Below are 26,162 nucleotides of genomic sequence, written 5' to 3' on the forward strand. Positions count from 1 at the left end.
CTGTAAAAAGGTCATCACTTCCCACACTAGCTTCATAGTATTTATCTATTAAGCGTTACGTAAGTGGTCTGCAACGAGGAATGCCATTTCGAGTACTTGGTCGGCATTCAAGCGTGGGTCACACTGAGTTTTGTAGGCTTGTGCTAAGTCATCGTCACTGATTTCGTAAGCACCGCCGGTACATTCGGTGACGTGCTGTCCGGTCATTTCTAAGTGAATACCACCAGCGTGTGTGCCTTCAGCATCATGTGCATTAAAGAACTGCTTGATTTCACGTAAAATTGCGTCGAAATCACGGGTTTTATAACCGCTCGATGCAGAGAAGGTATTGCCATGCATGGGGTCAGAACTCCATACCACGTGACGCCCTTCCGCTTTAACTCTTCGTAGTAGACGAGGTAGATTGTCAGCAATTTTGTCTGCGCCCATACGAGTAATCAGCGTTAAACGACCAGGGTCGTTGAGCGGATTAAGAGCATCAATCAAGCGAATGAGTTCATCTTCTTCCATGGTTGGGCCAACTTTCACGCCAATCGGGTTGTGAATGCCACGGAAAAACTCAATGTGGGCATGGTCTAGCTGACGCGTGCGTTCTCCAATCCATACCATGTGCGCAGAGCAATCATACGGCTTACCAGTTAACGTATCTATACGTGTTAAGGCTTGCTCGTAGTTAAGCAACAGTGCTTCGTGCGAGGTAAATAAAGACGTTTCGTGCAGTGTAGGACTCGACTGTGAATTGATTCCAATCACATCCATAAACTCCAACGTATCCTGAATACGCATCGCCATATCGTGATAGCGTTCTTTCAACGGATTGTTTTCAACAAACGCCATATTCCAACGATTCACTTCGTGTAAATCTGCTAAACCACCTTGAGCGAAAGCCCGCAACAAGTTCAAGGTTGATGCGCTACGATGGTATGCCTCTAACAAACGGTCTGGATTAGGACGTCTTGCGTCTTCGGTAAATTCGAAGCTGTTGATAATATCACCGCGATAACTTGGCAATGATATACCGTTTTTAGTCTCAAAATCCGATGAACGCGGCTTGGCATATTGCCCCGCCATACGAGCAACCTTTGTTACCGGACAACGGCCTGCAAACGTCAAAACAATAGCCATTTGAAGCAATACTTTAAACGTATCTCTTATTTTTGGCGCATTAAACTCGTCAAAAGATTCGGCGCAATCACCACCTTGCAGTAAAAAGCCTTTACCTAGACTTACTTCACCTAGCTGACGACGGAGTTCTCTTGCTTCCGCGGCGAAAACAAGTGGCGGATAAGTGCTCAGTGTTTTTTCTACCTCGGACAATCGCGTTAAATCTTCGTAGGTAGGTTGCTGAAGAATAGGCTTTTGCCTCCAGCTATCGGGTTGCCAATTACTCAAGAATGTTCTCCTGTTAATATTCCATACAACGTAGGGCAACAGTTGCTGTGGTTACTTTGGCGCCACTGTAACACAATTGATGTATGGAACTAGTAGGACAGCGTGAAAATCTAGAAAGTTTTTTAGACCGTGTTGGCCTTGTATTTTGATTAACTTGCTTGAAGTTGTTTTATCAAGCCGTCAGAGGCGCTTTCAATCAGATCTAGTACCAATTCAAAGCCTTTTTTTCCGCCATAATACGGGTCGGGAACTTCCTGGCCTTCGTGCCCTGGCGCAAAATCTAGCATCAATTTTACTTTGTGACGTTGAGCGTCGGGTGCTTTCTCAAGTAAGTTGGCCAAGTTGCTGCTATCCATAGCCAAGATGTAGTCAAATTTATCAAAATCATCATCTGCAACTTTTCGACAAGCTATTCCCTTAAAGCTATATCCTCGCTCAACACCTGCGGCTTGAGAACGCTTATCAGGGGCTTTGCCAATGTGATACCCATGGGTTCCCGCCGAGTCTATGTTGATGTCGAGCCCTGCTTGCGCTGCTTTATGTCTAAAAACAGCCTCAGCGGTAGGCGATCGACATATATTTCCTAAACAAACAAATAAAACAGAAGGCACGGACAAGTACTCCAGAAAATGAAAAATGAGTTGAATACACGTTGTGTAGAATATCTCAGCCCCTATAGGGGTACAAGAAATTCAGCGTTGTAAGCCTTTAATGAAATGGCTCAGTTCCACCAGTAAAACACATAGAACATACGCGGGCTATAGCTCCTGATAAAGTGAAAAGTTCGGTGAAAAGTCAGCTATCTTGCAATACCATTGGTTACGTACCTTGCTCCGATGCGAGGAATATTTCATGCTAATCGTCATAGTGCTATCACAATAACGCAAGCAATGACCTTAAAACCCACGATGAAGACCTTCACCATCAAAACACTCGTTATGTCGAGTTGGCTATGGTCGTTTTCGGTATTTTCAGACACGTCGAGTAACCATCATGTTGCCATCAACATTATTAAGGAATGTCAGCCAGATGCGGAAAGACGCCAGAATCAAATCGTTCTATTCCATTCGGATGTGTTTTCTTTATCAGGCTGGAACCACATCAGCGATGAATCCATTAGTGCTGAGTTTTTAGGTGTGGCATTGCCACCTGAGCGATATGATTTTTCTACGTCAAACTATATCGCTGATCCAACTTGCGGCGGTGAAATAACGTATCGCACAGTCTTAGTTAAAAAGCTTACTGACTGGCATCATCAACATGCGAATGGGTTGGAAATAAATTTTGCAGGCTCGCCGACCAAGGTTGAGAGTTTAGCGTCGATAATTATCGAGCTTAAAATACACAGTGCAGAGACAGTAATACCTCACACCACCGCACTCAATGAAGCTTATGGAGAGTATATAAGTCAAGAAGAGCTGCTAGCTCTCGACAATGGCAACATAAACTTATCTATCACTCTTTTCGAGCAAGGAGCCAACGACCCATCTACCCTATCGTTAAACGCCTCATATCTATCGAGTTTAACACCCTCATCAATTATGGATGAATGGATACACATTGAAGTACCTTTAGCCGCTCTCGATTTTTACAAAGAACAAAATTATTCGGATACACCAATACTCATGGAAGACGTTAGTAAAAGTGAGTTTGTTGGCATTAGACTTAACCCAGAGAGTCAAAATGGTAAAGTGTTGCGACACTTTTTGAACGGGCAACTCCCCGATGATATACCTGAATTATTCAAAGAGTATCACGTCAGTATAAAACGAGTCGCGCTCGTCACCCGTTAGGTTAACTAACCAGAGCCGCAGAAATCTTCACAAGGGTCGATAACGTCAACAAAGATACCGTATAATTTGTTTGCGATAACTAAAATCAAAAAATCTTCGCCACCGTAAAGACCAAGCGACTATAGAAAAAACTGGAGTATTCATGACTGCACACGTATTGATGCTAAGTAGCTCTCGCAAAAACGATGAACCTTACCTAGCCCACGCCCAGCCTTTCATTTCTGAACATTTGAACGGTATCACTGATGTGCTGTTTATTCCTTTTGCTGGCGTTACCATAAGTTACGATGAATATACCCAGCGAGTCGCTGAAGGATTACCGGCACTGAATGTCACGGGATTACATCAGGTATCTTCACCCCGTGAAGCGATTGAAAACGCCATTGCCAATAATCAAGCGGTTATGGTTGGCGGGGGTAACACCTTTCACTTACTGTATACACTGTACGAGCTTGATTTAATTGAACCTTTAAAGGCAGCCATTGCTGACGGGCTTGCTTATGTTGGTTGGAGCGCAGGCTCAAATATTTGCGGTATGACTATTAGAACAACCAACGACATGCCAATTATTGCACCGCCGTCTTTTGATGCACTCGATGTGCTTTCTTGTCAGCTTAATCCACACTACACCGACTACGCTGCTCCCGGACATAATGGCGAAACCCGAGACCAACGCTTGGCTGAATTTACCACCGTTAACCCTACTACACCTGTGTTAGCTATTCGCGAGGGCACTGCGCTAAAGCTCACTGACGACAAGTTAACACTTGTTGGAGATTTGGGGGGCTTTGTCTTCATCGCAGACGAAAAGCAACCCATAAAAGAGGGTGACGACTTAACACAATTTGTCGATTATTGCCGCTAGCATGCCCTCATCCGGTGCATTTTCAAAGGGTATTTCACCCAATAGAGGCGCCGGCATCGCTCTTTTCAGGGTGTTAACGTTCTCGTCATAACGAGACATACACCCAGAAACATCATTCGCTATCCAACCCGCCAAGGTTAAACCGCTGCTCACTATGGATTCTGCGGTGAGTAGTGCGTGATTCAAACACCCCAACTTCATACCCACTACAAGGATCACCGGTAGGTTTAGGTGTGCAACAACATCAGACATAAATAGGTCGTTCGACAGAGGCAAGCGCCATCCACCCGCGCCTTCCATGAGCAAAAGATCGGGTCTCAACGCTTGCTGCGCATTTAAACCTGCCACGATAGATGGCTCATCTAGAACAATACCGGCTTCTTGTGCTGCAATGTGTGGTGCAATGGGTGGAATAAGGCGAATAGGGTTAATAATATCTAATGAAACGTCCATACTACTGGCAGTGTGAAGTGCTAACGCATCCTCATTTACCCATTCATCGTTTACCCGCTCGCAGCCAGCAGCAACAGGTTTATAGCCTAATGTGTTCTTACCTAAACGCCCACCAGCACTGAGTAATTGTGCAGTTACGTAGGTTTTCCCAACTTCGGTGTCTGTACCGGTAATAAAATACTGCTTCATTACTTTTCTAACCTGAAATGACTAACTCTATAGGTAATTGGTAAGCCCTTTGGCAAATCACTCATACCTTGATACACCATACTTAACTTTTTGAGATCTCGTTTACTCAAAGAGGCATTTTGCCGTGTTGTGGCACCTGCACCTGCATGCTTTATAGAACGCAGTAGCGACAATATGTTTGGGTGATAATCGACGTAGTCTTTGGTGATAACCCGTGATACACGCAACTTGGTCGATTGGAATGCGCTTAACCAGCGTTGCAAGCTGGGTAATGGAGTATCTGCTTTGTCCAACGATGCTAAGGCTCTCGCCTTGTGAAGCTCTGTAAACGATCCGTCCACCATAATTGCTAATTCGGCAACACCACCTGTTTCGAGTACTCGTTCAACCTCATCCGCTACCGCATGTAAATTCGTACACCACTGTAATGCCATAGAGGAAAAGACGAATGAAAAGCTACTGTTTGAAAACGGTAAAGACTGAGCATCAGCCACTGAAAAAGAAATATCGGGATAAAGCGCTCGAGCTTGGTCAACCATGCCCTTCGCTAAGTCTACACCTTGTATACTAACCCCACGGCTATTGAGCGTTTGTGTATGTCGTCCAGTTCCGGCACCAATGTCTAGACCATTACCTGACAACAATTGAGGTAAATGGCGCAATGCAGCCTCACCAATCTGATTTTGGATCTGCGCGACTTCATCGTAGGTACGTGCCGATCGAGAAAAGCTTTTTGCTACGTCGGCTGGCGCAATTGGGTTATCGATATCTATGTGTTGATACGCTGCCTGACTCATTGTCATTTCACCACTTCCTCTAACGACAGCCCAATGGCATCAACCAGAACTTCGATATCTTTGGACGTGTGTGTTGCAGACAAAGTAATACGCAACCTATCTTCTCCTTTTGGCACGGTAGGGTAGCGAATGGCAGGAACCCAAATTCCCCGTTGCGCAAGGGCTTCACTGAGGGCCAAGGCTTTTTCCGGCGTCCCCACGATTACCGGTTGTATTGCACTATGTGAATCAGCCAAATAAAGATCACTTTCGCTCGCCTGCCCGATCAGCGCAGAGAAACGGTCTCTAAAGTCAGCGATGTTTTCGTGGAGTTTGGCTCTACCGTCACCGTTATTCACAACATGGGAAATAGAAAACAATGTCGCCACAGCCTGAGACGGGGGCATGGCGGTAGAGTAGATGTAATGCCGGGCATAATTGACCAAATAATCAATCAGCGTTTGGCTGCCCGCAATAAATGCGCCGCCTGTGCCGATGGCCTTGCCAAAGGTTCCCATTAGAATAGGAACATCTGACTGAGATAGATTGTGCAACTCTGCAGTACCGAGTCCGTGTTCGCCCAGCACTCCAAACCCGTGGGCATCATCTAACATTAACCAGCCCTTGTTTGTGCTAGTAATGTCAGCTATTTCACGCACCGGTGCGCTGTCACCATCCATACTGAACACACCCTCGGTGGCAACAAGACAATCTTGAGATTTTACTTTCTCAAACAATGAAGCTAGATGTTTAATGTCATTGTGTTTAAATCGACGAAGTTGCGCTTTACTCGATGAAGCCCCATCTAAAAAAGAGGCATGCATAAGCCGGTCTGCAAGTATGTCGCCGCCTTGTGCGAACAATGCCTGACATATTGCTTGATTAGCAGAAAACCCAGAGTTGAATAGAAGCACCGCTTCTCTATCGAGCGCATCAGCCAAATAAGTCTCTAACGCCAAATGCGCTTGGGTGTGTCCCGTCACCAGCGGAGATGCGCCGCTGCCAGCGCCGAATTGCGCCAGCCCCTCAACCCAAGCCTGCAACACCCCTTCGTGGTGTCGCATTCCAAGGTAATCATTACTCGAAAAATTTAAGTAATGAGCGTCGTTAATACAAATAATGTTGTCTTTTTCGTATTGCTGACACTTTCGCTGACGCAGATAGCCCTGCTCTGCTCGCTCAGACAACTGTGTTTCTAGCCAATCAAAGGCCATTACGCCTCCACAGTTTGCGCAGGTTTTGTCGACACTTTGGCCGTTTTTTTATTCTCAGTGGCGTCATAAAACAAATCATCGCCAGCACTTTGTTGCTTTGCAATTTCCTCTTCGAGTACTTGCTGATGGGCTTCATCAGAAAACTCTCTGGTACGCTCGGCATTAATACCCAACTTGCGGAACAAAATAACATCTTCGTGAGTGTCTGGGTTTGATGTGGTGAGTAGCTTACAACCGTAAAAGATTGAGTTGGCGCCAGCCATAAAGCAAAGTGCTTGCATTTGCTCGTTCATCGCTTCTCGTCCGGCCGACAACCTTACGTGTGACTTAGGCATCATGATTCGGGCAACGGCAATGGTACGGATGAAAGTAAATGGGTCTAAATCATCAACTTTATCCAGCGGTGTCCCTTTGACTTTTACCAGCATGTTAATGGGTACACTTTGCGGATGCTCAGGTAGATTGGCCAATTGAATTAACAAGCCAGAACGGTCAGACGCAGACTCGCCCATACCGACAATTCCGCCAGAACATACGTTCATACCGGCGGCGCGAACATTTTCAAGCGTATTCAAACGGTCTTGATAAGTGCGCGTGGTAATAATGTCACCGTAAAATTCTGGCGAGGTATCGAGGTTATGGTTGTAGTAATCAAGACCGGCTTGCTTTAACGCGAGAGCTTGATCACGCGTGAGCATACCCAAGGTCATGCAAGTTTCTAAGCCTAAGTCTTTTACTTCCTCGACCATTTTGGTGATATACGGCATGTCGCGATCGCGAGGGTTGCGCCAAGCAGCTCCCATACAAAAACGAGTAGAACCAGCTTGTTTGGCTTCTTTCGCGCGCTGTATAACTTTTTCAATTTCTAACAAACGCTCTTTTTCAAGACCCGTGTCATAGCGAGCGCTCTGTGGACAATATTTACAGTCTTCAGGGCATGCACCTGTTTTTATAGAAAGTAGCGTGCTGACTTGTACTTCATTAGGGTCGAAATTTTCTCTATGCACACACTGCGCTTTAAACAACAAATCGTTGAACGGTAACGCAAACAAAGCATCAACTTCTGCTTTAGTCCAGTCGTTACGAATGGTTGACGTATTATTAGTAGCGGCTGACTTCACGCTCATCTGCTGTCCTTTACTATTTCAAAATGCTGGCTTAGTCTATGCGCCAGAACAAAGTTGTCAACTCTGACCAATCAAATAAGTTTACTAACGGTTATATTTTGAACAATATTGAATTTGATAAGCAACATATTTGGCATCCGTACACATCTGCAACCAATCCTTTGCCCTGTTATGAAGTGGTTGGTGCTAATGGCGTAGAGTTAACGCTTGCTACGGGTGAAGTTTTAATCGACGGTATGTCGAGTTGGTGGGCAGCCATTCACGGATACAATCACCCTGTATTGAATCAAGCAGCCCATGAGCAGATAGACGCGTTCTCACATGTGATGTTTGGTGGGATCACACACCAGCCAGCGATTGACGTATGTAAGACATTACTCGATATGGTACCCGCGGGATTACAACGAGTGTTTCTTGCTGACTCTGGCTCGGTGTCCGTAGAGGTTGCCATTAAAATGGCTATTCAATATTGGGCATGCCAGGGTCGCCCTGAAAAATCCCGGATTGTATCGCCTCGTAATGGTTATCACGGGGATACCTTTGCCGCTATGTCTGTATGCGATCCGGTGACGGGTATGCACAGTTTGTTTGAATCAGTGTTACGCAAACAAATATTTGCGCCTGCGCCCCAAACACGATTTGACCACACTTTTAGTGAAGACGATATCCTTCCGATGGAGGAGCTATTTGAAAAACATCATAGCGAAATGGCCGCGCTCATTTTAGAACCGATTGTTCAAGGCGCTGGGGGTATGCGTATGTACCATCCCGAATATTTAAAACGCTGTCGACAGTTATGCGATACCTATGATGTACTCCTGATTTGCGATGAAATAGCCACAGGATTTGGTCGCACCGGAAAGCTCTTTGCCTGTGAGCATGCTGGTATTTCGCCCGATATTATGTGTTTGGGCAAAGCCATCACCGGTGGGTACATGACGCTGGCCGCAACCATCTGCACAGAAGATGTAGCACTTGGCGTATGCCAAGGCGAACCAGGTGTATTTATGCATGGGCCAACTTACATGGGCAATCCACTTGCTTGTGCCGTTGCCAACGCCAGTTTGTCACTGATCAATCAAAACCATTGGCAAGAACAAGTCGCCAACATTGAACAACAACTAAACGTTGAGTTAGCGCCTTGTGCGTCACTCCCTAATGTCGCCGATGTGCGGGTTTTAGGCGCGATTGGCGTGGTTGAAACCCATACACCAGTCGACGTGGCAGCCATTCAAAAGCTATTTGTCAAAAGTGGCGTTTGGATCCGGCCATTTGGTACACGCGTCTATGTTATGCCCCCGTATGTCATCTCGAGTCAGCAACTTTCAAGGCTCTCTCACGCTATGTATTCTGCGCTAAAAGTCTTATAGACCCAACTCAAAGCAGTTTAACGCCAAGGTTTTGTTTTCTTACAAAATCTACAACATTAAACCTTGGCGCATTACCCAGTGTACGGATACACTTATAAGGTAAGTATTTAACAGGAGTAAACATGTTACTAGCGACACTTGCCGTTTTAGTCGGCTTGCCTGTGTTGTTGTGGAGTGCAGGGAAGTTCGTCGGTGGCGCCGCGTCTGTAGCCAATCATTTTGGTGTATCGCCTCTTCTCATCGGAATGCTGATCATTGGCTTTGGCACATCTGCACCAGAAATCATCGTTTCAATATTTGCCGCTATTCAAGGTAATTCTGGTATCGCCCTCGGTAATGCCTATGGATCTAATATTGCCAACGTCATGTTAATTCTTGGCCTTACCGCGCTCATAAGCCCTATTGCAGTTAAATCTGAAATTATAAAAAAAGAGCTTCCCGTATTGCTCGGCATTACATTCTTCGCCTCTTGGCAGTTGCTCGATCAGTCAGTATCAAAAGACGATGCTTACTCACTCATTGGTTTGTTCGTGCTACTGATTTCATGGAGTATTTTCCAAGCCGTAAAGGGCGAGAAAGACGCATTAGCCGACGAGTACAATGAAGAAATAAGTGCTTCTCAAGGCACAGTTAAGACCCATGTAATTTGGTTACTGTGTGGCTTATTACTGCTTGTTGCAAGCTCACGCATCCTAGTCTGGGGAGCGGTTGAAATTGCGACTTTCTTTGGTGTAAGCGACACCATCATCGGTCTCACTATCATAGCCATTGGTACGTCACTGCCTGAATTAGCCTCATCCTTAATGGCGGTTAAAAAGGGTGAACACGACATGGCACTGGGTAATGTTATTGGGTCTAATATGTTCAACACGTTAGCCGTTGTAGGCATAGCAGGCTTGATTCAACCCATGTCAGTGGCATCGGACTTTATTTATCGCGATGTGGCAGTAATGCTAATCAGCACAGTTGCACTATTCATATTCTGTATTGGGCTCAAAGGGCCCGGAAGGTTAAACCGATTGGAAGGTGGGGTCTTTGTCGCGGCCTATATTGGTTACACCTACTGGCTAATTTCGGCCGCATTTCTAAATTAATAAATTGTCGAGCGCGTAGTTAATTAAGCAGCGACTACGCGCTCGCTAACGACATTAGACTCATTACCGCAATACCGCATAGCACGAATAAGTTTGCTCCAAAACGGTCGGATTTGCGGCGACTTCTTCTTGAACGCATATACATTCCGAGCACACTCAGTCCAATACACACTTGAAGCGTTCTTGTCATTGCAAGTACGTACTCTGGTGACCAGCCACTGCCAGCAATACCGTAGTAATTTTGTACACCACTAACAAAATCTGGACGAGCAAAGTGAAACAAAATTAGGGTCAAAACTAACCCGGCCCATCCCATAAAGTTCAAGCTAATGGCAACTTTATAGAAGGCATCTCGAGTTTTTGGCGCTCTGCGTCTATCGACAAAATCACTATTTCTGTTTTTATTTCCCATTTGTCACTCAGATTTTTGGCATCATGCGGCGTGTTGAGTATACTAGCTCGCTATTGGATAAAAGCTGCGTTGTAAAAAACACCAATCCAGCATAATTGTTGAAACATGACTCTTTATCGGCAAATAATCCAAAACATTAACGAATTTACTCACACGGCATTTTCAAACCATCTAAATCAACGCCGTGTGACAGAACTGTAAGACGGAGAAATAAAATGACGCATGCGCCCGTTGTCGATGTACTTAAGGGAAAGTACGCTGTAGGCGAAACGGTGACCGTTAAAGGTTGGGTAAGAACTCGTCGCGATTCAAAAGCAGGGCTTTCTTTTATTGCTGTTCACGATGGCAGCTGTTTTGACCCAGTACAGGTAATTGCACTTAGCTCACTCGAAAATTATTCTGATATTCAGCGGTTGACTGCTGGCTGCTCGCTAGAAGTGACTGGTGTGGTGAAAGCGTCTGAGGGTAAAGGTCAAGCACTAGAAATAGATGGCCAAGAGGTAACTATTGTAGGTTGGGTAGAAAACCCAGATACCTACCCAATGGCTGCTAAGCGTCACAGCATTGAATATCTGCGGGAGTATGCACACTTGCGCCCTCGTACCAACGTTATCGGTGCCGTAACCCGTGTGCGTAACTGCTTGTCACAAGCGATTCACCGCTTTTTCCACGAACGTGGCTATAACTGGATCTCTACGCCTATTTTAACAGCGAGTGATACAGAAGGTGCTGGTGAAATGTTCCGCGTATCCACACTGGATATGATGAATATTCCTCGCGACGACAAAGGTGAAGTGGATTATAGCCAAGACTTCTTTGGTAAAGAAACCTACCTTACCGTATCTGGTCAGCTAAACGTAGAGACCTACTGTACTGCAATGTCTAAGGTATACACCTTCGGACCAACGTTCCGTGCTGAAAACTCCAACACATCACGCCACTTAGCTGAGTTTTGGATGATTGAACCCGAAGTGGCATTTGCAGACTTAAGTGACGTTGCTCAGCTTGCTGAAGATATGCTCAAGTACGTGTGCAAAGCAGTACTCGAAGAACTGCCAGACGATATGGCTTTCTTTGCACAGCGAATTAAGAATGACGCTATCGAGCGACTAGAAAAGCTGGTTGATTCAGAGTTTGTTCGCATGGACTACACCGACGCTATCGATATTTTGAAAGCCAGCGGTAAAGACTTTGAATTCCCCGTTGAATGGGGTGTAGATTTGTCTTCAGAGCACGAGCGATATTTGGCGGAAGAGCATGTTGGTGCTCCCATCATCATGCAGAACTACCCGAAAGACATCAAAGCCTTCTACATGCGCATTAATGACGACGGTAAAACCGTAGCCGCAATGGATGTATTAGCGCCGGGCATTGGTGAAATTATCGGTGGCTCACAGCGTGAAGAACGTTTAGACGTGTTTGATGCCCGTCTCGAGGAAATGGAACTAAGTAAAGAAGACTACAGCTGGTATCGCGACTTGCGACGTTACGGAACTGTGCCACATTCAGGCTTTGGTCTTGGTTTTGAGCGCTTAGTGGCTTATGTTACTGGCATGCAAAACGTTCGAGACGTTATCCCGTTCCCTAGAACGCCGGGTAATGCTAGCTTCTAAGCATTGATTTATAAGCGTATTTATATAAAGCCTCGTAAAACGAGGCTTTTTTGTATTCGATTACATTTACTGCTGACTACGCAATAATCAAATTGTTAACTTTCTGTAATAAAACCTTTTATTTATCCTTTTTTTCATTAATCTAGCGCCAATCTTCGACGAAAACTGGTAAGACGTTATTCACCAACTATACTCCGGTTAGCAGTAACAGAACTTACATAATCACCCGCAAGAGATGGACTATGCGTCAATTCATTCGAAATGTATCACTCGTAAAATTCACCCTTATCAGCACAGGGATACTTTTACTCTTACTCGCAATATTGGTGTCGAAGGGAATGTACCAAGCGTTTCAAGCACGGGCACAGGCAGCCTCAGATACTTACCTCATAGCAGTCATAGATGCGGTAGAAAAAATCGCACATAACCATGCGGTTGAACGCGGACTAACAGCAGGGTTTCTAGGCAATCCCACCGATGCAGCGTTTGATAAAGTTAGAGGCCAGCGCACAAAAGCTGACGCATCAGTAAATGCACTGAACGCCCTGTTGCGAGATCCACTCGCAGACGAGCTTCAGTTGTCGGTGGAGTTCCGCCCACTGTTCCAGATTATTGAGGGCAAAGATGCACTACGCGCTCAAGTTAATAACAAACAGGGCGCAGCAGCGTTTGGCTTTTACAGTAATTTAAATGCAACGGCCATTGCCACAGCAACCTCTTTGATGTTGTACGTTAATGATGTGCAAGCCAAGGCATCGCTATCGCAAGCGATACTATTTGCAAGATTAAAAGAGCGCCTCGGGCAGTTTCGAGGTAAAACTAATGGCGTATTAGCCAAAAAAGTACTTGCCCCTGCAGTTGAAGAGGAACTCAAGTTCTATGTAAGCGAGATAGCTTTACTTCAATCTCAACTGACGGACAAATTGCAAGGTGATATCAAGTCTCAGTTTTCTTCAGTTATGTCATCTTCAACATCGAGAGAAATCGCTGACATTTCCGCTACGCTTACTTCTGGTAATCCCAATTTCAATGGTCTACCTAGCAGTGGTGAATGGTTTCCGTTAGCTACAAAACAAATTGGTGATGTGAAAGGTTTATTAGATAAGACATGGGTTGATATTGGAGTAATTGCCGCGAAAACTCGTAGTGGAGCATCGACGCTAGTAGCTGTGAATATCATACTCATAGTGATTAGTGCATCTGTACTGATTATTCTGTATTACGTGTTGAACTCGGTGCTGAGAAAACAGCTCAAGTCACTCACAGACAAGTTGGACCAAATTTCGGAATCTGGCGATCTTACTATCGATGTAAAACTTACGTCACAGAATGAACTAGGCGTAATTTCTCAATCCATTGGTAAAACGGTGATGGCCCTGACCGACCTTATTGTCGGCTTAAGCCAATCTATCCAAGTAAGCTCTTTGCTGTCTGAAGAGTTATCAAAATCTACAGTAGTCATGCTCAAAGACGCTGGCAATACACAACAGAAAGCCTCAAATATTGCCACAGCCATTGAAGAAATGTCTGTGACAAGCAGTGAAATTGCGAGAGGTGCTGTTGAAACATTGGATGCAAGTAAGCAGTTAGATCAACTCTCTGTGAACACGATAGAAGCGAACGACAAAACTGGCGACGCTATGGTTAGACTTCACACAGAAATGCAAGATGTAGAGAAAAGCGTCGCGGCGATGGAAAAGCAGGTTACTGAAATAACCTCCATATTAGATACAATTAACACCCTGTCCGACCAAACCAACTTACTGGCACTTAACGCGGCAATAGAGGCAGCTAGAGCAGGTGAACACGGACGAGGCTTTGCGGTAGTTGCCGATGAGGTAAGAAAACTTGCTAGTGCAAGTAGAGCGTCATCTGACCAAATATCAACTTTACTATCTTCACTACAGCAAGCAAACATAGATGTAGTGGAAGGCGTATCACGTAATGCGGAGTTTGCCAAAAGTATCGTAGATATTACCAAAGAGGGGGAAGTCAACGCCAAACAAGCACAAGATGCTGCAGTATTGGTAGAAAGTCTAGCAAATACATCGTCCGCCAGTGCAGAGCAACAGGCAGTGACCTCAATGGAGGTCGCAAAAGATATCCTTTCTGTTCAAGAAGCGTCAGAGCATGAAGTTGAAATAGCTAAGAACTTAGCTGAGCTCGCAGAAAAAATGAAAGACAACAACGACATGCTTAAACGTACCATGGCTAACTTCACATTTGCTGAACCTGAGTAAGTAATCTAATAGTGTGCACGGTAATTTGTATTGTGCACACTCTACTCACTGCGCTATGCTGGTAAATGCACATAGCCCCAAGCAATAACTGTGCTTTTTATGCGTATGTTTCTTGTTTACATATTTTTACTCGTCAGAACCAAATTAAGTCAAAGGCGTAAATGCATTTACACTGCGAGCAGTGCCACAATGTTTGTTCAGTACCGCAACTTTCTGCGGGTACACGTGCAGTTTGCCCTCGATGCGGGCACACATTACTTACCGTAAGAAAGAATGCCACGGAAAGAGTATTGGCATTCTCTTTGAGCGCCTTAGTTTTCCTTGGTTTGTCGCTCCCCTTCAATTTTCTGACGTTTCGAGCTAGCGGCCAACACCATAGTATCGATTTGCCTTCAGGGTTGGGCGTATTAATTTCTCAGGATTACCTGTCTTTAGCCATCATTACAGGCGTAGCCACTTTATTGTTGCCGGGAATTGTACTCTCCTGCTTCGTTACCATGAGTTGGCATTTTATTGCCAATACTCGCCCGCGATATCTCGTCAAGGTGAGCAAAACTATTAACCTATTATTGCCATGGAGCATGGCGGAAATATTTTTAGTCGGCACCCTTGTTAGCTTGATAAAAATAACCGAGCTAGCTGACGTATCAGTAGGGTTATCATTTTATGCCTTTATTGGGTTTACCATATTTACTACCCTCGCGGTGTATTATTACGATCCCAATACCTACAAAACCTGGTTATTCTCAGCGAGAGCGCGATCACCAAAACAGATTTCTCGTGTTGATGCGAGCAAAAGCATTCAGCGCACATGGGCACTTCTCGTCACATCAATAGTGCTCTATATCCCTGCGAACATGCTTCCAATAATGCACACTGAGCTTATGGGAGGAGACTCTCCCAACACGATTATCGGCGGTGTAATCTCATTGTGGGAATCAGGCTCCTACCCCGTAGCATCAATCATTTTTTTGGCGAGCGTCGTTGTGCCGGTTGCAAAAATTGGCATTTTGCTATGGCTGAATTACAGTGTGCATTTTGCACTCGATATCAACACGCAAAAGCGAATGTCGTACTATCGATTTATTGAAGCTATCGGTCGTTGGTCTATGATTGATGTTTTCGTTGTCGCAGTGCTTGTTGCGCTGATTCAAATGGGCAGTACTATGTCTATTTACCCAGGACCTGCTGCTCTCGCTTTTTGTGCAGTGGTATTTGTCACTATGGTTGCTGCAATGACATTTGACTCTCGCCTTATTTGGCATAACTGGAAAGGACTATCATGACCCAAGAGGCTAACATCAAACCCGCATCATCAATATCAGTGATCTGGCTGGTACCACTGATTGTGATCTGTGTTGGTGGCTGGATGATTTACCATCAGTGGAAAAATCAAGGGCCTCTTATCACCATTGAACTCACGTCTGCCAGTGGCATAGAGATCAATAAAACACCAATAAAAGTCAAAGATTTGGACGTGGGTATTGTCAAAAAAATTGTTCTCAAACCCAATTTAGATGGTGTACTGGTAACCGCAAGAATTGATGCTAGCGCAGCGCATTTGTTGACTGAATACACAGATTTTTGGGTCATTGCGCCAAGAATAAGTATCTCTGAGGTTTCTGGCTTAAATACCATATTGTCTGGTAGCTACATTGCAATGTCTGCTAACGATCAAGGCCAGGCGCAGCAACATTTTGTCGCCCTGAGCAGACCGCCGGTGACGCCTCTAGGTACGCCTGGTCTTCACATTCGCTTAAAAAGCGATGAGGAATATGCCTACAACGCGGGTGATCCTATTATTTACAAAGGGTTTAAAGTCGGCGAGTTTGAAGACGCCGAGTTCAATGTTGATGAGCGAGTGGTGTATTATCGAGCTTTTATTGAAGCCCCCTATCATAAGCTCATTACCGAAAATACGCGCTTTTGGGACGTGAGCGGTGTCAAGTTTTCTTTGGGCTCTAGCGGTCTCAAGATGGAAACGGGTAGTATTGAAACACTGTTAGCAAATGGCATAACCTTTGGCATTCCAGAGGGCGCACAACCTGGGGAACAGATTATCGGTAGAGCTGAGTTCACCGTTTATGAAGATGCCGCAACCGCAGCAAATGCCAGATACAAGCTAGCTGCAAAATACCTACTACTTATTGAAGAGAGTGTGCGAGGGCTCACCGTTGGTGCGCCAGTGGAATACCGTGGCATTGAGATAGGCAGCGTTGCCGCTATTAATTCCATCCCTTCCATCGAGGGTAACATCCTTGAAGAAGACTACCCTATTCCAGTTATTATCAATATTTATCCTGGAAAAGTACGCCAGCAAGACACTCAAGAGGGACTCACTAATGTACAGCAGACTATGCAAAATTGGTTGGAGCGAGATCTTCGAGCAAGTTTGAAAATGGGTAATGTGCTCACTGGAGGTCTGTTTGTTGATCTTCAACACGTAGAAGACCCAGAGCCCAGAGAACTACGAATGGTAGCTGGTTACAACGTTATTCCCACGGTTTCCAACGAGTTTACTCAAATAACACAAAAAGCAGAGGCCATTCTCGACAAAATCAACGCATTGCCTTTGTCTGAAATGGTTCAGAGTATTCAAGTAGCAGTAAATGACATGCAGTCAGCCGCGCAAGCAGTAGAGACAGCAAGTGATGACTTTGATGTACTCATTGCTGATATCGACACAAAATCTCTAAACGCTAACCTCAATCAGGTGTTAGTAAGACTTGATTCAGTACTCAAAAATTACAGTGAAGGTGGTCTGAGTCAGGCAGAAATCAAGGAGACTGTTGATTCAATGCAAATGGCACTTCGCAATATCCAACCTATACTACATAAACTGAATCAATCACCCAATAGTTTGATATTTCCTGCAACTCAAGAGGATATACAACCACAAGCTAAGCCTTAATTAACCATTGAAAGATTAATCCAAAACAATAAGTTAAAAGAACAAAGGCTTTTCAAATAGTAGTAAAGGCGTATTATTAGAGAACAAACTTGAGAGTCCAAACGGCAAAAAGGAATAGCATGACGAACAATGCTAAGCGCTATACAACGAGAAAATTCAGTAAATTCTTTTTGCTGTTTTGTATCTTGTCAGGCGTAATTTCCTGCTCATCAAGTGCGCCGCCGCTTCGTTATTACTTACTACATGGCGTAGCACCAGCGTCCGGCGATTCATCCGCTGAGCTAAATTTTCAACAAACAGTAGTATTAAACGCATTAGTTATTCCAGACTATTTGAAACAGGCTGGGCTAGTTTACCAACTGAGTCCTGCGGAACTACACATATCCCAGTCACACTTTTGGTCCGAATCCGTTGATGTAGGCATTAACCAACTCCTTAGAGATGGTATGAAGCGGAATAATATACAGTTAGTTTCAGCCGCAAGGGTGCCAACGAATGCCAATGAATTGGTATCGCTGTCGCTATTTATCGACGATTTTCTACCAACATGGCAAGGTTACGTCATACTCAAAGGTAGATTTGAGCTGAAAGATAAAAGCGGTGAAGTAAGTGTGCATGAGTTTCATTATACTCAATCACTGTCTGAGGACGGATTTGATCACAGTATATTGGCTATGCGTTCAGTGATTAATTCGCTTTCCAGTGACTTAAGCAGTTTGTTAAAGGTAAATTAGCTCCGCAGTATGTTTAGTCTAGTTAAAAAATACATGTCACAAGGCACCAGCAGTCAATACGACGAGGAAGTCAATCGCCGTATAATTGTTGTTAACTTGTTTTCTGCGGTCGGCATGTGGGTCACTTTTTTTCTTGGGTTGTCGGCAATACATTCTAGTGACTATCCACTCGCAACCATACTGCTAGTATCTTCAGTTATTTTCGCTATTTCTCAGCAAATTCAAGTGCGTAATAGAACCGCTAAAGGTCGTGTTATCGCGATGTCTCTCTTACTTGGCTGTTTGATGATGCTGATGGCAATCTTGACGATAACAGGTGGGAGTGAAAACACCGGCCCCTTGTGGATTTACACCGTACCGCCGGTGACGATGTTCTTTGCAGGATTCCAGCGTGGTTTGCTCGCAACAGTTTTGTTCACCCTTCTTATTTGTATATTGTTGTTTATGCCAAACGACGCCTTACTGTTGGCATCGTACACAACGGCATTTAAATCGAGGTTAATTCTGTCATTTATGACAGTAACTTTCTTGTCGGCCTTTTACGAATATAGCCGTCAAAAAAGTTACGATACTGCGATGTACCTAAGTGAACAGTTTGAACGCCAAGCCCAGCACGACCCCCTTACTCATTTGCTAAATCGCCGGGGCGTTCAGCAACGCCTCGATCAAGAGGAAGCTCGTTCGAAGCGCAATGAACAAGCGTACTGTGTTGCCATTGCAGACATTGACCGGTTTAAATCAGTTAATGATAAATTTGGTCACAAGGGTGGTGACGAAGTACTTAAACGCGTATCTCAAGTGTTCAGTAATCGTATTAGGAAACATGACATAGTTGCACGATGGGGTGGCGAAGAGTTTTTGTTTATATTCCCTGAAACTTCAGAAGAGCAAGCGATGCTGGTCGCAGAGGAAATCCGCGCCATATTGAGTGACTCTCCAATAGTAATTGACGGCAAAAGCTTTAAAGTTACCTCTAGTTTCGGGGTATGCGAAGTGTCAAAAGACCTAGATGTAGACAAAGCACTCAATTTAGCCGACCAAGCTATGTACCGAGCAAAGAGTGACGGCCGCAATCGCGTAACCCCTGCTTCAGCCCTGTAATTTCACATATTCTTTTCCGCTACCAAACGACGCGAAAGCAAGCTAATTAGCATTGCCTCACGAATTCTTACAATTAGATTATATATTCGACACATTTTCTCGCTAGAATTACTCTAGACCAATGGATTTTTAGCGAGCACACACATGAAAGTAATGAAAATTGTCGTACCAATAACCATCTTAATTGTTGGTTATCTAGGAATGAAAGGCATTGAAGCCTCTGCTTCCGATAATAATGAACAAGAAGAGGTCGACACTCGCCCAACCGTTACCATTGAAAGCCTATTACCAGAGAACGTTACCGTTTCACTATCCTCTTATGGCGAGGTGATGCCATTGGAAAGCACTAACCTAGCAGCTCAGGTATCAGGTGAAGTGCAATCTTGGAATCCTAATTTTGTCAGTGGTGGTTTGATTCGCCGTGGCGAAGTTCTTTTTAGCATGAAAAAGACACTTACGAGGCGGCGCTACTGCTGGCTGAAGCTAATTTGGCGAGTGCCAAAGCTCAACTGATTCAAGAAGAAGCGCAAGCCGATGTTGCTCTGCGCGAATCAAAGTCTCTTCCTGCTTCAAGCGTTACCGATTTATATCTCAGAAAACCACAGGTTTTAAGTGCTCAAGCGGCGGTCAAGTCAGCTCAAGCTCAATTGCGAATTGCGCAGCGCGATCTGGCAAACTGCGACGTAAAAGCCCCCTACGACGCGCTCATTATTGAACGCAATATAAGTACTGGCGACTACTTGAATACCGGCGCGGTCGCCGCTGTCATTAATAACGTGGAATATGCAGAAATTACGTTTCCTGTCGCTGGATTTGACCGCGGTTTCATGAACGAAAACCCGATAGGCGACAAAGCGACAATAGTATTAGACAGCCAATCTAACTTCATGGTTGAAGGTACCATTCACCGCGACACGGGTATTGTTGATTCAGCGACACGAATGTCACAGTTTGTCGCCAGAATCGAGGACCCTTACGCGCTTAACAGCAACAAACCAATAGTGAAATTTGGCTCTTATGCCACTGTTGAATACAAGGGCAGAACGCTTCAACAGGTTTATCGCATTCCTCAAGACCTAATTACGCAGAAAATAGTATGGACCTTGGATGGCGATAGTAAACTCATTTCACAGCCTATCGATGTCATTCGCGAAGAAGGTAGTGACTTTCTTATTCGAGGTAATTTTGACGCATCTCGTGTTGTAGTTTCTCTTCCTGAATACCCTAGAAACGGTATGGATGTGCGCCTGCTGACAGGTGAAGAGCTTGTCGCCAATCGCACTCTCGGCCAGTAAGGAAGCGTATTATGGAAAACCCTAACGACGACAAGCGCGGAATTATTGCTTGGTTTGCGCGCAATTCCGTTGCAGCTAACCTACTCATGATTTTTATTATCATCATGGGTATTGCCAGTTACTTTACGATTCAACGTCAGATGTTTCCCAACATTGAAATCAACTACATCAATGTGTCTGCAAATTACCCTGGAACCTCTCCTCAAGAAATTGAAGAAAGTATTCTGATTAAAATTGAAGAAGCACTCAAAGACGTTACCGAGATCAAACGTATTGTTTCTCGAGCGTTCAGAGGTTCAGGCAGGGTCACACTTGAAATTGATACCGACGCTGAACTCACCGATGTACTTGACCAAGTGAAGCTTCGAGTAGATGGCATAGCCACCTTTCCTGCAGACATGGAACCAGTGAATGTCTCTCAAATTGAATTTCGTCAAGATGTCATCGAAATGCCAATAGTGGGTGACGTACCACTGAACGAGCTCAAGCTCATAGCAACGCAGATTGAAGATGAGCTACTCCAATTGGGCAACGTCTCATTGGTAGAAAACTCGGCCCCAGAGGACGAAATAGCTATCGAAATTAACCCAGAAATGTTGCGTAAGTACGAGCTAAACATTAACGATGTAACGAGTGCAATTAATGCCTACTCTGCCAACATTTCCGCTGGCCAAGTAAGAACTGACACTGGCATCGTATCTATTCGTGTAGAAAACCAATACTACAGCGGCGAAGAATTCGCGCAAATTCCTGTAAAAATGGGGACAGCGGGAAGTCGCGTTGTGCTTGGTGACATTGCAACAATTAAAGACGGTTTCACCGAAGGCGAACGCTACTTTAAGTTCAATGGCAAGAACGCCATTTTCATGTCTGTGAAAGCCACAAAAACCCAAAATACCATCCCGGTTGCTGAATCAGTCAAAGCCTTTATTGAAGAGCGCAATAAAACCCTACCTCCAGGAGTGAGCTTGGAAATACTGGTAGATATGACCTACTACCTCAATGCTCGTTTGGATATGATGCTTAAGAACCTTTTCCAAGGCTCGATTCTTGTTGCACTAATGCTCACCATATTCTTGCGCTTTAGACTGGCTTTTTGGGTAATGGTTGGCCTACCCGTGTGTTTCTTGGGTGCAGTAATGATGATGCCTATTTTCGGCGTTAGCATTAATATTCTGTCTTTGTTTGCCTTTATTATGGTACTGGGGATTGTAGTTGATGACGCCATTGTCATCGGGGAAAGTGCCTATACCGAAATAGAGAGTAAAGGCGGCGGTATCGACAATGTGGTTCGCGGTGCTAAGCGAGTCGCCACACCTGCAACCTTTGGGGTTCTCACTACGATTGCAGTATTTGCACCTTTTACGCTGAGTAGTGGACCTGAGGGCGCATTTTTCTACAACATCGCTGTTGTCGTTATTCTGTGTTTGGTATTCAGTTTGATTGAGTCCAAACTCATTTTGCCAGCTCACTTGGCCCACACACGTTTTTCACCAGTTAAAGAATCCAGTTGGCGTGCTCGCTTTAACAAGCGTTTTATGGGCTTTGTTAATGGTCCCTACCGTAGAACCGTTGAACGTGCACTCGAATGGCGATGGGCCGTGTTATTCGCATTTATCGCATTGTTTATGCTTAGCTTAGGGTTAATAAACGCCAACTATGTTCGCATGGTTCCCAACCCTAAAGTCCCTCATGACTTCCCAAGTATTTCAGTAGAAATGAACGAGAATGTCTCGGACAGCACTACTATTGATGCACTCAAGACCATTGAGCAAGTCTTACTGAACGAGGAGCAAAAAATCGTTAAGGAGTTTGGCTCCGGTATGATTCGTGACCGTTTGGTGTTCAATAACTCTCGTAATGAAGGGCGTATTCTTGTTCCGCTAGTCGCTGAAGAAGAGCGTGTCATGAATACCTTTGAGCTTGCACGACGTTGGCGTACGGCCATTCCTGATATTGCTGGCATGAAGTCATTTACGGTGATTGATGACGTAAATGGCAGTGATGGTGACGATGGCGAATTTGGCTATCTCATATTTGGCGCAGACCTAGACACCTTAAATGCTGCTGGGCTCAAGTTTATTGAAATGCTCCAACAGCAGGAAGGATTATTTGATGTAAGCTCAACCATAGATCCACCCAGCAAGGAAGTACAAATGGTGCTTAAGCCTGTGGCCTATGACTTAGGACTAACGCTTTCGAATATTGCTAGTCAGGTGGGTGCGAGTTTCTATGGTGGAGAAGCCCAGCGAGTCATTAGAAATGGCGAAGAAGTTCGCGTAATGGTGCGCTATCCTGAACTAACAAGAGAGCGATTTGCAGAGTTAAAGTATGCCGTAATACGCACGTCAGATGGCCAAGAGGTGATGCTGGGTGACGTGGTTACCCTGTCAGAAAAGCCTGGTATTAGCTACATTCGTCGAGAAGGTGGCTACCGCAGCGTATACGTATGGGGCAGTATTGACGAAGAGCAGGTAGAACCCAATGAGGTGGTGGAGACTATCTCTGAAGAACTACTTCCTCAGCTCCAAGAGTCTTTCCCTGGTGTAATGACAGAATTAGGTGGTGCGATAGAAGAGCAGCAAGCCCAACAAAATGAGCAAATACTGTTTTTCTTAGCGGCAATGATATTAGTCTACATTCTGTTGGCGGTGCCGCTCAAAAGTTACGGTCAGCCGTTAATCATAATGTCGGTCATACCTTTCAGCTTAACTGGCGCAATTTGGGGGCACTTCTTACTTGGTATTGATCTAAGTATGATGTCGACATTTGGGTTGATTGCGGCGGCGGGGGTTGTGATCAACGACTCATTGGTAATGACTGACTTTGTTAACCAGCGCCGTGCGCAAGGTTACAGTGTGAGAGAGGCAGTGACAGAGGCTGGCAGTGCACGCTTCAGAGCGATCACACTCACTTCAATCACCACGTTCGTGGGCGTACTACCGATCATGTTCGAAACAAGTTTGCAAGCCGCGTTTGTTATTCCGATGGCCGTAGCACTTGGTTTTGCTGTTCTCTACGCCACACTCGTTACACTTATTCTCGTACCATGTTTGTACTTGATATTACTTGACCTAGCTAAACCCTTTGGCAAGGCTAAAAGACTGGTCTTTAAGCCATCAGAGGATGATAGTGTGTCAGTAGACTTATCTGACAGCGCAACAGACACTGGAATAAGTGATTAATTATCAACCTTGTTTTTAACTAAAGATGCCACCATATAGGTGGCATCTTTGTTTCTAAGTTAAGGAAAAACTCATGTCCGCTTCCCCTGTTATTCGAAAAGCCACTAGAGAAGATATTTCCCTCATTAGACACTTCATTGTAGAGCTGGCTATTTACGAAAAAGCTGAACACGAGGTTGAGGCATCGGAAATTGATCTTGAAAAAACCTTGTTCGATGAGGGTGCTACTGCTCATGCCGTTATTTGTGAACAAGACGGGAAAGCCGCAGGATTTGCCGTGTACTTCTTCAACTATTCTACATGGCAAGGCAGAAATGGACTTTATTTAGAAGATCTTTATATTTCACCGGATTTTCGTGGAAAAGGCGCAGGAAAAGCTTTGCTGCAACATCTGGCCAAAATCGCTGTAGATAATAATTGTGGACGCTTTGAGTGGAGTGTTCTCGATTGGAACACTCCCGCTATTGATTTTTATCAGTCTTTAGGCGCAAAGCCAAAAGATGAGTGGATCGGTTACCGAATGGATGGCCAAACACTCATCGACTTTGCAAACGCCTAAACTTGATATCGACTCAAGATGAGTCGCGCAGTATTAGAGGCAATAGTGTGTTTTTGAGCATCAGTTAGTGGTTCTTCCAATTTAAACAACTGAGGCCAAAAACACTGTCCTTTAATTAATGCATCGAGTTCAATGCATACAGTTTCAACATCATCAAAAGCAAGTTTACCATCTTGCTTGGCGGCCCGAAGCCAACGATGGAAAAAGGTCTCTTGGTCCTTTAGTTGTGTGATTTCGTCTTTTAGTTTATCTGGCTCGTAAAAAAATGGCCAATAACAACTCGCGCCAAATCCATATGTTCTTCGCTGGTTGAGAAACTAATTTGCGCCATAAGTAATTCCACCAGCTGTGTCTCAAGAGACACGTCAGTACAATAAGCTGCGTCTGCATCAACCAATGCATTCTGATACTGCTCTTTAATCAGGTACATTACTAAGTCTTCTTTAGCTCTAAAATGGTTGTATACCGTGCGCTTTGACACCTGCGCCATCTCGGCTAACTTGTCCATGCTTGTGCCGTTTACACCAAAGGTTTTAAAGGCCTGTTTTGCCGCGTTAATAATAGCTTCTCGTTTTACATCGCTTCGAGTACGGGTGCCGCTAACCATAGTTCTATCTATAAGAGCATATATAATGACAACCATTTTACACTGAACAGTTTACTTTTCAATAAATGACACTAAAATACACTCATCAGTTTACTTTTTAATTCCTGTGAATTTCGGGTCTATACTCATTACACAGTCATTCTGGATTAACCTAAAAATGTCGAGACTACACATGTTCAAGTCAATGCTTATAGCATCAGCTTCGTTGTTACTTATTAGCGCCTGTACCACAGAGGAAGTAGACACATCTGAGTCAGATCGCCCACTTTACGTAAAACTAGCCAGTGTTACCGACGTTCCTAGCTATACAGAATTCACCTTTCCGGCCGTTGTGTCTGCAGTAAAAACCGTCGACTTAAGCTTCGAAGTATCAGGTCGCTTAGTGCAAGTAGACCTTGTTACCGGAAGTGACATTAGTGAAGGAAAACTACTCGCGACAATCGATCGCGCCCCTTTTATTCGACGCTTAGAAGAACAAACCACCCGAATGGAACAGGCGAAAAGAGAGCTTGCTCGGATTGAGAAAATGTTCTCACAGAATTTAGTTGCACAAAGCGCGTTGGACTCTGCCAAAACTAGTTATGAGCTAGCGGTTATCGACGTACAGAATGCCGAACAAGACTTAAGTTACACTCGCCTTTACGCACCATTTGATGCAAAAGTTTCTGAGCGTTTAGTAGAAAACAATAGTTTTGTCGGTGCTGGCGATGCCATTGCTCGACTTCAAGACGTATCAAAAATCTATTTCAACATTAATGTTCCAGAGCGCCTGCTTACCGCTAATATTGGGCGTGGCATATTATCCGCTAGTGCAACGCTCGCCACCAAACGCGACGTATGGTTTCCTGTCGAGTACGTGGAACACAACACTCAACCCGATCCTGTCTCGCAGACCTACGAAGCTGTATTTGCAATGGAACCCCAAAAAGATCTGCCATTAACACCCGGTGCCCGTGCAGTAGTACGAGTTAATCTTAACGGCAATGCCTATGCCGAAGGCATGATGATCCCCATTAAAGCGCTTGTTGGCGACGATGCCAGTGGATTCAATGTATGGAAGTATGATGAGAACACACAGAGCGTTACTCAAGTAGCGGTATCTGTCGACCATATAGAAGGGCAATTTGCCATCATTCAAAGTGAGTTGGCATTGGGTGATCAAATTGTTGCTGCAGGTGCATCCAAAATGCGTACAGACACTACTGTTCTTCCTTACAACGGAGATTTGTAGT

General features: G+C 44.7%; 22 protein-coding genes and 1 pseudogene. 14 read left to right on the plus strand and 9 right to left on the minus strand.

Annotated elements, in window-relative coordinates; translation table 11 throughout:
• Positions 1-48: 48 nt before the first annotated feature.
• Together EYS00_RS03235 and EYS00_RS03240 are read right to left on the minus strand one after the other, a co-directional pair.
• The gene (locus EYS00_RS03235; RefSeq protein WP_130635141.1) at positions 49-1,392 is read right to left on the minus strand and encodes a class II 3-deoxy-7-phosphoheptulonate synthase; all 1,344 of its coding nucleotides are present in this window, start codon (positions 1,390-1,392) and stop codon (positions 49-51) included.
• 149 nt (positions 1,393-1,541) lie between these two features.
• On the minus strand, positions 1,542-2,009 hold the full coding sequence (locus EYS00_RS03240; RefSeq protein WP_130635142.1) for a low molecular weight protein-tyrosine-phosphatase: 468 nt from the start codon (positions 2,007-2,009) through the stop codon (positions 1,542-1,544).
• Positions 2,010-2,282: 273 nt separating this feature from the next.
• Between EYS00_RS03240 and EYS00_RS03245 the strand changes: the two genes are divergently transcribed.
• Positions 2,283-3,185 (plus strand): hypothetical protein, encoded by a 903-nt coding sequence (locus EYS00_RS03245; protein WP_130635143.1) that lies wholly within the window; start codon positions 2,283-2,285, stop codon positions 3,183-3,185.
• Between the two features lie 142 nt (positions 3,186-3,327).
• On the plus strand, positions 3,328-4,050 hold the full coding sequence (gene pepE / locus EYS00_RS03250) for a dipeptidase PepE (RefSeq protein ID WP_130635144.1): 723 nt from the start codon (positions 3,328-3,330) through the stop codon (positions 4,048-4,050).
• Here the strand turns inward: pepE and bioD are convergent.
• From bioD to bioB, 4 genes are read right to left on the minus strand one after another with little or no spacing between them, the layout of a single operon-like run.
• Entirely contained in the window at positions 4,021-4,692 is a 672-nt protein-coding gene (gene bioD / locus EYS00_RS03255; protein WP_130635145.1) for a dethiobiotin synthase, read from the minus strand. The genes pepE and bioD overlap by 30 nt on opposite strands.
• Positions 4,692-5,495 carry a methyltransferase domain-containing protein gene (locus tag EYS00_RS03260; RefSeq protein WP_130635146.1) on the minus strand — a complete coding sequence of 268 codons (804 nt, stop codon included), beginning with the start codon at positions 5,493-5,495 and terminating at the stop codon, positions 4,692-4,694. Before EYS00_RS03260 ends, bioD begins: the two co-directional genes overlap by 1 nt.
• Positions 5,492-6,682 carry an 8-amino-7-oxononanoate synthase gene (bioF, locus tag EYS00_RS03265; protein WP_130635147.1) on the minus strand — a complete coding sequence of 397 codons (1,191 nt, stop codon included), beginning with the start codon at positions 6,680-6,682 and terminating at the stop codon, positions 5,492-5,494. Before bioF ends, EYS00_RS03260 begins: the two co-directional genes overlap by 4 nt.
• A complete protein-coding gene (bioB, locus tag EYS00_RS03270) occupies positions 6,682-7,809 on the minus strand; it encodes a biotin synthase BioB (RefSeq protein WP_130635148.1) in 1,128 nt (375 codons plus the stop codon). Before bioB ends, bioF begins: the two co-directional genes overlap by 1 nt.
• Before the next feature lie 38 nt (positions 7,810-7,847).
• On the opposite strand from bioB, the gene bioA reads away from it, so the two are divergent.
• Both bioA and EYS00_RS03280 read left to right on the plus strand, forming a co-directional pair.
• Entirely contained in the window at positions 7,848-9,179 is a 1,332-nt protein-coding gene (gene bioA / locus EYS00_RS03275; RefSeq protein ID WP_130635149.1) for an adenosylmethionine--8-amino-7-oxononanoate transaminase, read from the plus strand.
• A gap of 122 nt (positions 9,180-9,301) precedes the next feature.
• The gene (locus EYS00_RS03280) at positions 9,302-10,273 is read left to right on the plus strand and encodes a calcium/sodium antiporter (RefSeq protein WP_130635150.1); all 972 of its coding nucleotides are present in this window, start codon (positions 9,302-9,304) and stop codon (positions 10,271-10,273) included.
• 34 nt (positions 10,274-10,307) lie between these two features.
• On the opposite strand, the gene EYS00_RS03285 is transcribed toward EYS00_RS03280, so the two are convergent.
• Positions 10,308-10,685, minus strand: a complete 378-nt coding sequence (locus EYS00_RS03285; protein WP_130635151.1) for a hypothetical protein — start codon at positions 10,683-10,685, stop codon at positions 10,308-10,310.
• A 215-nt stretch (positions 10,686-10,900) separates the two neighbouring features.
• Here EYS00_RS03285 and asnS point away from each other — a divergent pair, with 215 nt between their 5' ends.
• From asnS to EYS00_RS03330, 9 genes and pseudogenes are all read left to right on the plus strand, one after another.
• Positions 10,901-12,298 (plus strand): asparagine--tRNA ligase, encoded by a 1,398-nt coding sequence (gene asnS / locus EYS00_RS03290; RefSeq protein ID WP_130635152.1) that lies wholly within the window; start codon positions 10,901-10,903, stop codon positions 12,296-12,298.
• Positions 12,299-12,540: 242 nt separating this feature from the next.
• Positions 12,541-14,538, plus strand: a complete 1,998-nt coding sequence (locus tag EYS00_RS03295; protein ID WP_130635153.1) for a methyl-accepting chemotaxis protein — start codon at positions 12,541-12,543, stop codon at positions 14,536-14,538.
• A gap of 161 nt (positions 14,539-14,699) precedes the next feature.
• Positions 14,700-15,824, plus strand: coding sequence for a paraquat-inducible protein A (locus tag EYS00_RS03300; RefSeq protein ID WP_130635154.1), 1,125 nt, complete (start codon positions 14,700-14,702; stop codon positions 15,822-15,824).
• Positions 15,821-17,449, plus strand: coding sequence for an intermembrane transport protein PqiB (pqiB, locus tag EYS00_RS03305; protein WP_130635155.1), 1,629 nt, complete (start codon positions 15,821-15,823; stop codon positions 17,447-17,449). Before EYS00_RS03300 ends, pqiB begins: the two co-directional genes overlap by 4 nt.
• A gap of 119 nt (positions 17,450-17,568) precedes the next feature.
• Positions 17,569-18,183, plus strand: a complete 615-nt coding sequence (locus EYS00_RS03310) for a membrane integrity-associated transporter subunit PqiC (RefSeq protein ID WP_130635156.1) — start codon at positions 17,569-17,571, stop codon at positions 18,181-18,183.
• Positions 18,184-18,216: 33 nt separating this feature from the next.
• Positions 18,217-19,284 (plus strand): GGDEF domain-containing protein, encoded by a 1,068-nt coding sequence (locus tag EYS00_RS03315; protein WP_242618637.1) that lies wholly within the window; start codon positions 18,217-18,219, stop codon positions 19,282-19,284.
• 144 nt (positions 19,285-19,428) lie between these two features.
• A pseudogene (locus tag EYS00_RS03320) lies at positions 19,429-20,579 on the plus strand (efflux RND transporter periplasmic adaptor subunit).
• Between the two features lie 11 nt (positions 20,580-20,590).
• A complete protein-coding gene (locus EYS00_RS03325) occupies positions 20,591-23,764 on the plus strand; it encodes an efflux RND transporter permease subunit (RefSeq protein ID WP_130635158.1) in 3,174 nt (1,057 codons plus the stop codon).
• 73 nt (positions 23,765-23,837) lie between these two features.
• The gene (locus EYS00_RS03330; RefSeq protein WP_130635159.1) at positions 23,838-24,323 is read left to right on the plus strand and encodes a GNAT family N-acetyltransferase; all 486 of its coding nucleotides are present in this window, start codon (positions 23,838-23,840) and stop codon (positions 24,321-24,323) included.
• On the opposite strand, the gene EYS00_RS20800 is transcribed toward EYS00_RS03330, so the two are convergent.
• Positions 24,320-24,556 carry a TetR/AcrR family transcriptional regulator C-terminal domain-containing protein gene (locus EYS00_RS20800; protein ID WP_242618657.1) on the minus strand — a complete coding sequence of 79 codons (237 nt, stop codon included), beginning with the start codon at positions 24,554-24,556 and terminating at the stop codon, positions 24,320-24,322. The genes EYS00_RS03330 and EYS00_RS20800 overlap by 4 nt on opposite strands.
• Before the next feature lie 8 nt (positions 24,557-24,564).
• Entirely contained in the window at positions 24,565-24,930 is a 366-nt protein-coding gene (locus EYS00_RS20805; protein WP_242618638.1) for a TetR/AcrR family transcriptional regulator, read from the minus strand.
• 172 nt (positions 24,931-25,102) lie between these two features.
• On the opposite strand from EYS00_RS20805, the gene EYS00_RS03340 reads away from it, so the two are divergent.
• A complete protein-coding gene (locus EYS00_RS03340; protein ID WP_130635160.1) occupies positions 25,103-26,161 on the plus strand; it encodes an efflux RND transporter periplasmic adaptor subunit in 1,059 nt (352 codons plus the stop codon).
• The last annotated feature ends 1 nt before the right edge of the window (position 26,162 follow it).

The organism is Alteromonas sp. KUL49 (genome assembly GCF_006538345.1).
GTDB lineage: Bacteria > Pseudomonadota > Gammaproteobacteria > Enterobacterales > Alteromonadaceae > Alteromonas.